Source organism: Pantoea sp. PNA 03-3, assembly GCF_003201175.1.
Lineage (GTDB): Bacteria > Pseudomonadota > Gammaproteobacteria > Enterobacterales > Enterobacteriaceae > Pantoea > Pantoea stewartii.
Map to the genome: position 1 here is coordinate 98225 of NZ_QICO01000008.1, position 11963 is coordinate 110187.

The 11963-nt window shown below is 55.0% G+C and carries 10 protein-coding genes; 4 read left to right on the plus strand and 6 right to left on the minus strand.

What is annotated here, in order from left to right:
- Positions 1-46 precede the first annotated feature (46 nt).
- A complete protein-coding gene (locus tag C7433_RS18905) occupies positions 47-1552 on the plus strand; it encodes a CoA-acylating methylmalonate-semialdehyde dehydrogenase (protein WP_110268713.1) in 1506 nt (501 codons plus the stop codon).
- Positions 1553-1633: 81 nt separating this feature from the next.
- Entirely contained in the window at positions 1634-2452 is an 819-nt protein-coding gene (gene iolB / locus C7433_RS18910) for a 5-deoxy-glucuronate isomerase (RefSeq protein WP_054632931.1), read from the plus strand.
- 171 nt (positions 2453-2623) lie between these two features.
- On the opposite strand, the gene C7433_RS18915 is transcribed toward iolB, so the two are convergent.
- The 4 genes from C7433_RS18915 to iolD all read right to left on the minus strand — a co-directional run bounded on the left by C7433_RS18915 (position 2624) and on the right by iolD (position 7619).
- The gene (locus C7433_RS18915) at positions 2624-3475 is read right to left on the minus strand and encodes a MurR/RpiR family transcriptional regulator (protein ID WP_110268714.1); all 852 of its coding nucleotides are present in this window, start codon (positions 3473-3475) and stop codon (positions 2624-2626) included.
- A gap of 208 nt (positions 3476-3683) precedes the next feature.
- A complete protein-coding gene (iolE, locus tag C7433_RS18920; RefSeq protein ID WP_110268715.1) occupies positions 3684-4580 on the minus strand; it encodes a myo-inosose-2 dehydratase in 897 nt (298 codons plus the stop codon).
- A 27-nt stretch (positions 4581-4607) separates the two neighbouring features.
- Positions 4608-5618, minus strand: a complete 1011-nt coding sequence (locus C7433_RS18925; protein WP_033738232.1) for a Gfo/Idh/MocA family protein — start codon at positions 5616-5618, stop codon at positions 4608-4610.
- Positions 5619-5678: 60 nt separating this feature from the next.
- On the minus strand, positions 5679-7619 hold the full coding sequence (iolD, locus tag C7433_RS18930; protein WP_110268716.1) for a 3D-(3,5/4)-trihydroxycyclohexane-1,2-dione acylhydrolase (decyclizing): 1941 nt from the start codon (positions 7617-7619) through the stop codon (positions 5679-5681).
- Between the two features lie 525 nt (positions 7620-8144).
- Here iolD and iolC point away from each other — a divergent pair.
- Entirely contained in the window at positions 8145-10067 is a 1923-nt protein-coding gene (gene iolC, locus C7433_RS18935; protein ID WP_033738224.1) for a 5-dehydro-2-deoxygluconokinase, read from the plus strand.
- A gap of 92 nt (positions 10068-10159) precedes the next feature.
- Here the strand turns inward: iolC and C7433_RS18940 are convergent, their stop codons facing one another.
- The gene (locus tag C7433_RS18940) at positions 10160-10714 is read right to left on the minus strand and encodes a DcrB family lipoprotein (RefSeq protein ID WP_006121064.1); all 555 of its coding nucleotides are present in this window, start codon (positions 10712-10714) and stop codon (positions 10160-10162) included.
- Positions 10715-10831: 117 nt separating this feature from the next.
- Entirely contained in the window at positions 10832-11497 is a 666-nt protein-coding gene (locus C7433_RS18945) for a 7-cyano-7-deazaguanine/7-aminomethyl-7-deazaguanine transporter (RefSeq protein ID WP_110268717.1), read from the minus strand.
- Positions 11498-11702: 205 nt separating this feature from the next.
- Here C7433_RS18945 and tusA point away from each other — a divergent pair, with 205 nt between their 5' ends.
- Complete coding sequence (gene tusA, locus C7433_RS18950) at positions 11703-11954, plus strand: sulfurtransferase TusA (protein WP_006121061.1); 252 nt, start codon at positions 11703-11705, stop codon at positions 11952-11954.
- The last annotated feature ends 9 nt before the right edge of the window (positions 11955-11963 follow it).

Below are 11963 nucleotides of genomic sequence, written 5' to 3' on the forward strand. Positions count from 1 at the left end.
TCTGTGCTCTGCCCGCTGGAACCGTACATACCAAAGAGGCAACATCATGACTATCGTAGGAAATTTTATTGGCGGTCAAACCACATTCAGCGCCAGCAACGAAACCATTCCTGTGTTCGATCCGGCAACCGGCAAGGTTATCCGTGAGCTCACGCAAAGCAGCGCAGATGAAGTGGCTCAGGCGATTGATGTGGCACATGCGGCCTTTCCTGCCTGGTCAAAAACCTCCCCGCTGCGCCGCGCACGCATCATGTTCAATTTTAAAGCTCTGATGGAGCAGCACCGCGATGAACTGGCGGCGCTGATTGTGTCTGAGCATGGCAAAGTCTGGTCAGATGCGCTGGGTGAGCTGACGCGCGGTATCGAAGTCATCGAATTTGCCTGTGGTATTCCGCACCTGCTTAAAGGCGAGTATTCCCCGAATGTAGGCGGTGGCGTAGACAGTTACTCGCTGATGCAGCCGGTGGGCGTCGTGGCAGGGATTACGCCCTTCAACTTCCCGGCGATGGTGCCGTTGTGGATGTTCCCGATTGCGTTGGCCTGCGGTAACACCTTTATTCTCAAGCCGCCTGCGCTGGATCCGTCAGCGTCGGTGCGCATGGCCGAGCTGTTGAAGGAGTCGGGCCTGCCGGATGGCGTGTTTAATGTCGTGCACAGTTCCAATGACAATGCAGAACAGCTTTATAAAGATCCGCGTATTGCCGCCGTCAGCTTCGTTGGCTCATCCGGTGTGGCCGAGCATATTTACAAAACGGCCAGTGCGCACGGTAAGCGCGTTCAGGCTTTTGGCGCGGCAAAAAATCACGCCATCGTTATGCCAGACGCCGATTTGGACGCCACGGTAAACGCGATTATGGGCGGTGCGTTTGGCTCGGCGGGCGAGCGTTGCATGGCGCTGCCGGTTGTCGTTGCAGTGGGCAACGATACCGCCGATAAGCTCATTTCGCGCCTGACACCGCTGATCAACGCATTACGGGTTGGGCCGGGAATCCAGCAAGGCAGCGATGAAAATGAAATGGGGCCTGTGGTTTCTGCGGCACACCAGAAAAAAGTGCTGGGCTATATCGATCTGGGCGAGCAGGAAGGGGCGAAGCTGGTCGTTGATGGCCGCAACCACAAAGTCGCCGGTTTCGAAGAGGGCTACTACGTCGGCGGTACGCTGTTCGATAACGTTACCGCCGAGATGACCATCTGGCGTGAGGAAATTTTTGGTCCGGTGCTGAGCATTATGCGCGCGCCGGATTACGACAGTGCCCTGAAGCTGGTTAACAGCCACGAATTTGGTAACGGCAGCGCCATCTTTACCAGCAATGGCCATACCGCGCGGGAGTTTGTGCAGGATGTTGAGGCCGGAATGGTCGGCGTCAATGTGCCGGTGCCGGTGCCGATGGCCTTCCACAGTTTTGGGGGCTGGAAACGGTCAGTCTTTGGTGCGTTAAACGTGCACGGGCCAGACGGCGTGCGTTTTTACACCCGCATGAAAACCGCCACCGTGCGTTGGCCAGGCGGTCAGCAAACGGTGTCCGAATTCAGCATGCCAACGTTAGGCTAAATCACCTGCACCACTGACGCAGCATTCCACACACAGGGGCGCGGGTTGTCAGGTGAAGGACCGCAAAACAGGAGGAGGCGAATGGCCTTACTTTCGAAGGTAAAACAGCCCGACAATAACGGCTGCATTCAGCAGGTGACGCCAGCGCGCGCCGGTTGGCGTTATGTCGGTTTTTCATCCTATCTGCTGAAAAAAGGGCAAACGCTCGACCTGAAAAGTGGCGACAGCGAACTTTGCCTGGTGCTGGTCGCGGGGCTGGCTTCCGTCACCACGCGCCACGCACGTTTCCCGAATATCGGCAAACGTCTGTCACCGTTTGAGCGCACGCCGCCTTATTCTGTGTATGTTCCTCATGATGATGACGTCAGGGTACAGGCTGAAAGCGATCTTGAGCTGGCGGTCTGCCAGGCACCCGGGCAGGGCGGCAAGCTGCCCGCTCGCCTGATTGCGCCGGAGGATGTTGGCGTTGAACGACGGGGCAAAGGGCAAAATCAGCGCCTGGTGCATAATATTCTGCCGGACTCTCAACCGGCAGAGAGCCTGCTGGTCGTGGAAGTGTATACCGATGAGGGCAATACCAGCTCTTACCCGAGCCACAAACACGATCAGGAAAACAGCGAACACGAAACCTATCTGGAAGAAACCTATTACCACCGTTTTCAACCCGAGCAGGGGTTTGCCATGCAGCGCGTTTATACTGACGACCGTTCGCTGGATGAGTGCATGGCAGTGTATAACCGTGATGTGGTCATGGTGCCGCGCGGCTATCATCCTGTGGCGACGCTGGCAGGCTACGACAATTACTACCTTAACGTCATGGCGGGGCCGGTACGTTTGTGGAAGTTCAGTTGGGAGCACGATCACGCCTGGGTTAACAGCGACAGTTATCCGCGACGTTAATCCGTGGCGAGAACTGACAAGGCAGCGCTATTCGCTGCCTTTTTTATTGCGTGATGATACCTGTAAGTTGACCAGAGAACGGTGTTCGGCGACAGGCTCTGTCTGTTACCTGACGAGGCCGTCTCTGATTGACCGGCGCAGGCTACGCCGCCCTGTCAGGTGGCGCGATCGTCAGGATGCGGGGGGCGTCCGGGCATTGTTCAGTGCCAGGGAAACCGCCAGCGACTGAGCCAGACAGAGTGACGCCACCTGAGAGCGGAAACCGTCAACCTGGGCTTCCCGTACCACAAAGCAAACGTCGCTGAACGCGGCCAGAGGGCTCACCTGGCTGTCCGTAATCGCAATCAGGCGGGCACCGCGCCTGGCGCCCAGCTCAACCACTTCTACCGCTTCGCGGGCGTAAGGCGAACAGCTGATAGCAATCACCACGTCTTTCGGATTCACCAGCGTCAGCTGTTCAGTGAACATGCCGCCTAACCCGTCAATCAGAAAGGCGCGGCGCTCCAGATGGCGCAGGGCGTAAACCAGATAGGAGGCGACACTGAACGAGCGACGCAGGCCGATAACATAGACGTTCTCGGCATCATTGAGTAACTGCACCGTTTTGTTCAACTGCTCCGGGCTCACCTGCATCGCCAGTTGCTGCAACGCCTGGCTGTTTACCATGGTGAAGACATTCAGAATTTCCGCCGGGCTTTCAGGCGCGTTCGCTGCGTCGTCTGCGGCGGTCTGGCGGAACAGGCGTGCCCGTTCGGTGTAGTTAACCGTCTCTTCCATCAGATGCTGACGAAAAATTTGTTTCATTTCGTTGAAGCCGCTAAAACCAAAGGCGTTGGCAAAGCGAATCAGGGTCGAAGGCGGCACATCGGCCTGCTGAGCAATAGACGCGACGGTATCAAAGGCGATGCTGTTACTGTTATCAAGAATATAACGAGCCACCTGCTTCAGACGCTTACTCAGCGTTTCATAACGGCGACGAATCTCGTCCTGCAGCAGTGAAAGTTGGGAAGGGTTATTGCTCATTACGTCGGCTCATGTGCGGAAAGCGTGGCTGGATAAGAATCGCTATGATACCAGATGGATGGAAAATTTCATTTGTTTGTTTTTCAGGCATAATTTATTTCATTGGTTTATGAAATGACTCACAGATTCGTCGTCAAACGGTGCGATCGGGCTGAAAAAAGGCTGCTCTGGGGCAGCCTTATGCATATCGTCCTGCGTCAGGGTGAACTTACAGCCCGGTGTGCTCGCGAATATATTTTCGTGCCTTCACCGCATACTCAAATGGATTCGCCAGCGCGGGATCCTGCTCTGCCTCCACCACCATCCAGCCCTTATAGCCGTAATCATCAAGGATTTTAAACACGGGTTTAAAGTCGATCACGCCATCGCCCGGCACGGTAAAAGTGCCTTTTTTTACGCCGTCCAGGAAAGACAGATGCTGATCTCTGACTTCAGCGACGATGTCATCCCGCACATCTTTGAGGTGCACGTGGAAAATACGTGGCAAGTGGCTTTCCAGTACCGCCAGCATGGCCTGCTGTGAGCCTTCGGAATAGTAGATATGGCCGGTGTCGTAAAGTAAGCCGACAGTATCGTTCGTCATGGCCATAAAACGGTCAATTTCTGCTGGCGTCTGGATAGCGGTGCCCATGTGATGGTGCAGGCAGACGCGCATGCCTTTACGGGCGGCGATCGCGGCCAGTTCATTGTAGCCTTCCGCCGTGCGCTGCCATTCATCGTCGTTAAACACGGGCTTATCGTCCAGCACCGCCAGCGTCGTGCCTTGTATGCTCTTGCTTTGTTCAGAGCACCCAATCACCCGGGCGCCCATCTCGAAGAGGAAATTCATGTGCTCGGTGAATCCCTCAATCGTTTTCGCTTTGTCGCCCTGTGCAAAGAAGGTGCTGAACCAGGCGTTACAGATCTCAATACCGCGAATCTCCAGCATCGGTTTCAGAACCGCAGGATCGCGTGGGTATTTACTGCCGACTTCACTGCCGGTGAACCCGGCCAGCGCCATTTCACTGACCGTTTGCTGGAAGGTGTTTTCGCTGCCCAGTTCGGGCATATCATCATTCGTCCAGCCAATGGGCGCGATCGCCAGCTTAACCTTTTGATTGTTCATCAGTTACCTGCCTGAAGGCGAGAGGAGTCAGTTATAAAATGCCGGACGGGCGGGCATTTCAATGGGTTCGATCGCGCCGCTCTTCTGCGCTTTGATACAGGCGTCAGCAGCGACCGAGGCGGCAAAACCATCCCATGCGGAAGGACCGGTTAACTGGCCCGCTTTTACGTCGTTGATAAAGGCCTGTAGCTCAACGTCGTATGCCTCAATAAAGCGATCTTTCCAGTCGACCAGAATGGTATTGGACAGTTTGGCGTCTTTACGTAACTGTACCGATGACGGCTCGGGCAGTCTGGCGATACCTTCCTCGCCCACGACTTCGCACTGAATATCGTAGCCGTAGGTACAGTTCACAAAGATCTCCACATCAATGCGAATCCCTTTTTGCGTTTCAAACAGAACGATTTGCGGGTCTTTCAGGTGTGGACGGGCTTTAGAACTGACGCGCGGGAACACCACCTGCACGGTTTTATAGTCGTCGCGGGTCAGCCAGCGCAGGACATCCAGCTCGTGGATCAGCGTATTGGTAATCGCCATTTCGGTGTTGTAGTTTTCCGGCACCGTCGGGTTGCGGTGCGCGCAATGCAGCATCAGCGGCTCACCGATATCACCATCGGTAATCACCTTTTTCAATGCCCGATAACCGGCATCGTAGGGGCGCATAAAGCCGACCTGTACGAGACGTTTGCCGTGTTTGATCTCGGCGTCCACGATACGACGACAGCCTTCAGCGCTCATCGCCAGCGGCTTCTCACAGAAGACCGGTTTGCCCGCCTCAATGGCGGCCAGCGTGAACGCTTCATGGGTCGGGTCCCAGGAGGTGACGAGCACGGCATCCACGTTGGGTGACTGAATGACTGCGAAGCCATCCTCGCATACGTCTGCATCACTGTTCAGACGTTGCAGCGCGGCTTTGGCGCCTTCCGCATTGATATCGGATACCGCAACCACTTTTGCCCCTTGTAAGACATTGTTGCAGCGCCGAATGTGCTCCTGACCAATCGCACCTGTTCCAATTACACCAAGTTTCAATGTCATAATTACACCTGTAGGGTTAAATCGGAGAGTAGAAACATGGGCCGTCAGACGGCCCGGAAATCAGTATTTACGGGCCTGAGCCAGATGCGTATTCAGCGTGTTCGCCACCTGTTGCGCGCGCGTCGAGTGGGCGGTTTGTGCCACACCAACGTGCCACCAGCTGAAGTAGTTGTGAATCATGGTCTTGGGCAGCACTTTGATATCAATCAGTGTGGAAACGCGCTGCGTTTTTGCGTCTTCCAGCGCGGCGGTAAGCTGCTCCAGCGTACTGACGCGATAGGTTTTGCAGCCATAACCGGCGGCAATGGCGGCAAAATCCACCGGAACCAGTCCGCCGTCGAGCTTGCCACCGTCCGGATTACGGAAACGGAACTCGGTAACAAAGCTGTCCATGCCGTGCCCCATTTGCAGGTTGTTAATGCAGCCATTGCTCATGTTATCCAGCAGGACCACATTGATTTTCGCCCCTTCCTGAAGGGAGGTCACCAGCTCGGAATGCAGCATCATGAACGAGCCATCGCCTACCAGGGCATAAACCTCTCGCTCAGGCTGCGCCAGTTTGACGCCCAGTGCCGCATTCACTTCGTACCCCATGCAGGAGTAACCATATTCAAGGTGATAGCCGTTATAACCCCGCGTACGCCAGGCGCGTTGCAGGTCGCCGGGCAGGCTGCCCGCAGCGCCCACGATCACGGCATCGGCAGGCAGGTGCTGATTCAGCGTGCCCACTACGCTGCTTTGTGTCAGCAGAGACTGCGTAAGGCGGTTAAATTCGGCATAGACGGCTTTTCGGTCAAGGTGATCGGCAATCTCAGGCTCAAAGGCGGTATCGTTGGGCGTGATGTGATAAACGCGCTGTGTCTCGTCTTCCAGCTGCTGCCGGGCCAGGGCAATCTGATCGCCCCAGTCGTTGGCATAGTGCTGTGAAACCAGTCCATGACTGAGCGCCAGCAGTGCTTCACGTGCGTCGGCCAGCAGCTGCACGCCATCGAGCTTATAACTGTCAAAGTTGCTGACGTTGACATTCAGAAAGCTCACATCAGGATGCTGAAAGATCCATTTCGACGAGGTGGTGAAATCGGTGTAGCGCGTTCCAATGCCTATCACCAGATCGGCCTCTTTTGCCAGCAGGTTGGCCGCCAGACAGCCGGTTTCACCCACGCCGCCGACGTTGAGAGGATGATCAGATAATAAGGTACCTTTTCCCGCCTGGGTTTCAGCAAACGGAATCTGATAGCGTTCGGCAAATGCACGCAGTGCCTCGCCTGCGCCGGAATATTTCACGCCCCCGCCGCAGATAATTAATGGCTTACGTTTACGGATGATGAGCTTCAGCGCATCTTCGAGCTGGGCAACGGTGGGTTGACGCCGATCCAGACGATGAACGCGTTTCTGGAAGAAATAATCCGGATAATCCCAGGCTTCACCCTGAACATCCTGCGGTAAAGAGAGCGTGACGGCACCCGTTTCAGCCGGATCGGTCAGGACGCGCATGGCGTTAATACAGGCGCTCATCAGTTGCTCCGGACGGCTGACGCGGTCCCAGTATTTACTGACGGCACGAAAGGCGTCGTTGGTGCTGATACTCAGATCCCAGGGCTGCTCAATCTGCTGCAGGACCGGATCGGGCTGGCGGGTGGCAAAGACGTCGCCCGGCAGGAGCAGAAGAGGAATTCGGTTTGCGGTGGCAGTGGCGGCGGCCGTCAGCATATTGGCGGCGCCGGGCCCTACGGACGACGTACAGGCGATAATCTGGCGGCGCAAAGACTGTTTGGCAAAGCCCGTTGCGGCGTGGGCCATCCCTTGTTCATTACGCCCCTGATAGACCACCAGATCGCCGCTGTCCTGCTCCAGCGCTTGTCCCAGTCCCAATACATTGCCATGACCGAAAATGGCAAAAATGCCTTTTACAAACTTTGTCTCTGTGCCGTCTACGTCAATGTATTGATTATCGAGAAACTTAACTAATGCCTGTGCGGTAGTCAGTTTGATGGTGGCCATAAACCTTCCTCAACGTGCTGGCAGTAGCAGAGTCCGGCACCGCGCTAAAAAGGCGTGACGTAACGGAAAAGGCTACCTGAAGAACTGAAATGTCAGAGGATTATAAACAAATGCATTTTTCATAAAATACGATTACAGAAGAAATATTTCATTTTGCGAGGGGGATCAAATTTACCCTTGCTGACAGGGCAGCGGGAAGCTATGCCATAAGCGTAACTGGAATGTTTAGTGAGAGTTACAAAGTTTTCGAGATTTCATTTCATCACGCAGAAAGATGCTGCAAAACGGGCAGGAGCGTCATGGCCCTGTCGCACCGGGCCCGCGAGGTCCCGTCCGGCAACGCCTGACTGACGTGTCGGGCATAACAGATTTTTAACTGCTTCACATAATCGCAGTGTAAGTTTCATTTTGAATTGAGTTTGGAATATTTGTTCCTCATACTGCGTTTATCGTTAACCAGACACCTTCAGACCCCACGCACAACCTGTCCGCAGTGTCTGCTCATCACAGAAGGAAACCAGAAGCATGCAGAGAGAACAGAAGCGTCTTGATGTGATTTGTATCGGACGCATTGCCGTCGACTTCTATGGTCAGCAAATTGGCGCGCGGCTGGAAGACACCACGTCTTTCGCGAAATATCTGGGCGGGTCATCAGGCAATGTCGCATACGGTACGGCGATTCAGGGGCTGAAATCCGCCATGCTGGCTCGTGTAGGCGATGAACATAATGGCCGTTTTCTGCGGGAAAGTTTGCAGCGGGTCGGCTGCAATACAGAAGCACTTATCACGGACAAAAAGCGGCTGACCGCTCTGGTCATCCTGGGCATTAAAGATGAAGACACTTTTCCGCTGATTTTTTACCGCGACAACTGCGCCGATATGGCCTTGGTGCCAGACGACATTAATGAAGACTTTATCGCTTCTTCTCGCTCGGTTGCGGTAACCGGCACGCATTTGTCGCACCCGCAGACGCGAGCGGCCGTGCTGAAAGCGCTGGAGTATGCCCGTAAGCATGGTCTGCGTACCGCGCTGGACATCGACTATCGCCCGGTATTGTGGGGCCTGACTTCACTGGGGGACGGGGAAACCCGGTTTATTGCCTCCTCTGAAGTCACCGCGCAACTGCAGCAGGTTATGCATTATTTCGATCTCATTGTCGGCACGGAAGAAGAGTTTCATATCGCAGGCGGCAGCACCGATACGCTGACCGCGCTGAAAAACGTGCGCACGGTGAGCAACGCAACGCTGGTCTGTAAGCGAGGAGCAATGGGATGCGTGGTATTTGAAGGCGCGATTCCAGAAAACTGGGCAGCGGTGAAACTGCACAGCGGCGTGCGTGTCGAGGTCCTGAATGTGCTGGGCGCAGGGGACGCGTTTATGTCCGGTCTGCTGCGCGGCTGGTTAAACGATGAAGGATGGGAACAGGCCTGCCGTTACGCAAACGCCTGTGGCGCGTTGGTGGTTTCGCGACACGGGTGCGCCCCTGCGATGCCCACCCGACAGGAGCTGGATGACTTTTTAAGCCGCGAACAGGACGTGAAACGCCCCGATCTGGATAGCCGTCTGACCCATCTGCACCGCGTCACGTCGCGTCAACACGCCTGGCCAGAACTGAATATTTTCGCTTTTGATCACCGCAAACAGCTGGTAGAGATGGCTACGGAGGCTGGCGCGGACGTTTCGCGCATTCCGCAGTTGAAACTTTTGCTATTGCAGGCTGCGGAGCAGGCCGTGCAGCAAGCCGGCATTGAAAGTAAAAGCGGCATTCTGGCGGACACGACCTTCGGTCAGAAAACGCTGAATGCGATTACGGGTAAGAACCGATGGATTGGCCGACCCATTGAACTACCGGGGTCGCGTCCGTTACGCCTGGAACATGGCAGCATTGGTTCCCAGTTGATCGGCTGGCCAGCGGAGCATGTGGTGAAATGCCTGGTGTTTTATCATCCTCACGACAGTGCCGAACTGCGCGAGGAGCAGGACGCGCTGTTGCTGGAAGTGTGGAAAAGCTGTAACCAGAGCGGTCATGAGTTACTGCTGGAAGTGATCCTGCCTGACAGCCAGCCAGACCACAATGAAGCGCATTTTCTGAAGATGCTGAACCACTTTTATGCGCTTGGCATCAAGCCTGACTGGTGGAAGCTCCCACCCCTGTCTCCGGCAAGCTGGCGTGACATAGGTGCCTTGATCGAACAGCAGGATCCTTACTGTCGTGGCATTTTATTACTGGGACTTGATGCGCCAGAAGCCACGCTTAAAGCGGGGTTTGCCGCGGCGGCGCAGGCCCCGTGGGTAAAAGGGTTTGCGGTGGGGCGCACAATCTTTGCACAGCCCTCGCGCCAGTGGTTGCAGGGTGAAATACGTGACGACGCACTGGTGGCGGCGGTAAAAGAGAACTACCTGCGGCTGATTGATTACTGGCGTCAGGCGCGCGAACAGCGTGTCTGAAGCAGAAGGGATGAGTGATAACTGAGCCATGCGGCAGAATGATCATTGCATGGCTCAGTATTAACGCGCGGTGGTGTGGTGTGCCCTTGCCGTTATTTCAGGGTAATGCTTTTCACCACGGTTTCAGCATCGCTTTGGGCCTGCTGTTGATTGTCCCCGGGCAGCGTAATCTGCATCGTCATCAGCTTACCATCGACTTTGGCCAGAACAACCGAGGACCAGGAGGTCTGGTTGTTTGCTGAGATGACGGTATCCAGCTGCTGTGCCGGCTCACCGCCCAGCGTGACCGCTTTATTGGAGACAACCTGAAGCTGGGGATCGCGATTACGCTGCTGTTGTTCCATGCGTTGCGCTAACACATCCAGGGCCTCATTCGTCGGCTCACCGGCAATGACGATAATCGCCCGCGCACCGCTTTCATCAGCATAAACGTGCATGTTGGTACTCTGAGAACCCAGTTTACCGCTCTTATCTGACAGGCCAGGTGGCAGGGTAAAACGTAATTTACCGTCCATCAGCGCCACGGTTTGTGCAGACTGACTGGCAGATGCGCCATTATCGTTTGCTGCTTCATCTTTCTTTTGATCGCAGGCGGCAAGGCCGAGTACCAGCAAACCAATTCCCGCATATTTCACTAAATTACGCATCAGAATCCCTTTTTAACATTCCACGAAGGCGTTTATACAACAGGAATCAGGTTGCAAACGCAACCTGAGTATTGTCAGGAGATTTTAGCGGATTGTCAGGAAAGGCTGTATTGCCGGTTAGCCGAAATGTATCTGCGGCTGGGCCTGGCGTTCGGCCAGGCGTTTGAGCGCAGCGTTGAGTAAAACACCATAGGCAGGCAAAAAGAAAATCATACAAATCAGCACTTTGAAACTGTAATCGACCAGAGCGATTTCTACCCAGTGCTGTGCCATAAACGGATCGGAGCTTTTGTAGAAGGCAATGAAAAAGAAGGCCAGCGTATCGCTGATGTTGCCTAAAAACATGGCACAGCCTGGCGCCATCCACCACTGCGGCAAGCGACGCAGGCGGTTGAAAACGTGCACATCCAGAATCTGGCCCAATGCGTAAGCCATAAAGCTGGCGCAGGCGATACGGGCGACAAACAGGTTTACCTGTTGCAGCGCCTGCCAGCCTTGCCATTCGCCCTGGTAAAACAGGCTGGAAATCGCGTAAGAGATAAACAGGGCCGGCACCATCACCGCCAGAATAATGCGGCGTGCAAGCGGCGCACCAAAGATGCGCACGGTCAGATCAGTGGCCAGGAAAATAAACGGAAAGCTAAAGGCGCCCCAGGTGGTATGAAAACCGAAAAGGGAAACAGGCAACTGCACCAGATAATTGCTGGAAGTGATCACCAGCAGATGAAACAGGGACAACCAGACGAGCGCATGAGCGCGCTGACGCGGGGTAAATGCGAGCATAGTAAGCCTTTTTAGTGGTGGGGTGAGGGAACCCAGTGCAGGCAACTGAACATTCAGTGCGCTGCAGTTGTATGAACAAAAAACGGCCGCATCTTACCCTGTTGTGCTATTAATGCAATGGCTAATTTTAACGCAATCGTTACCGCCTTGCGTCAAAGGGCGGACGCGCTAGAATAAGCGCCCGTTAACTGAAATCGAGACCGTCATGAGTGATGCATTTTCTTCCGCCGACCATCAACTGGATGCTCAGGGCCTGCGTTGTCCCGAGCCGGTCATGATGGTACGTAAAACGGTGCGCGGCATGCAGGACGGTGAAACGCTGCTGATTATCGCGGACGATCCGGCAACCACGCGGGATATCCCCGGTTTTTGCCGGTTTATGGAGCATCAGCTACTGGCCGAACAAACCGACACGCTGCCTTACCAGTTTTTGATTCAGAAAGGGATGGGAGAATAACGGCGGCAG

Bases quoted from the DNA above. Each gene is read 5' to 3' on its own strand.
- C7433_RS18905 (WP_110268713.1), top strand. From the start codon at position 47: ATGACTATCGTAGGAAATTTTATTGGCGGTCAAACCACATTCAGCGCC.
- iolB (WP_054632931.1), top strand. From the start codon at position 1,634: ATGGCCTTACTTTCGAAGGTAAAACAGCCCGACAATAACGGCTGCATT.
- C7433_RS18915 (WP_110268714.1), bottom strand. From the start codon at position 3,475: ATGAGCAATAACCCTTCCCAACTTTCACTGCTGCAGGACGAGATTCGT.
- iolE (WP_110268715.1), bottom strand. From the start codon at position 4,580: ATGAACAATCAAAAGGTTAAGCTGGCGATCGCGCCCATTGGCTGGACG.
- C7433_RS18925 (WP_033738232.1), bottom strand. From the start codon at position 5,618: ATGACATTGAAACTTGGTGTAATTGGAACAGGTGCGATTGGTCAGGAG.
- iolD (WP_110268716.1), bottom strand. From the start codon at position 7,619: ATGGCCACCATCAAACTGACTACCGCACAGGCATTAGTTAAGTTTCTC.
- iolC (WP_033738224.1), top strand. From the start codon at position 8,145: ATGCAGAGAGAACAGAAGCGTCTTGATGTGATTTGTATCGGACGCATT.
- C7433_RS18940 (WP_006121064.1), bottom strand. From the start codon at position 10,714: ATGCGTAATTTAGTGAAATATGCGGGAATTGGTTTGCTGGTACTCGGC.
- C7433_RS18945 (WP_110268717.1), bottom strand. From the start codon at position 11,497: ATGCTCGCATTTACCCCGCGTCAGCGCGCTCATGCGCTCGTCTGGTTG.
- tusA (WP_006121061.1), top strand. From the start codon at position 11,703: ATGAGTGATGCATTTTCTTCCGCCGACCATCAACTGGATGCTCAGGGC.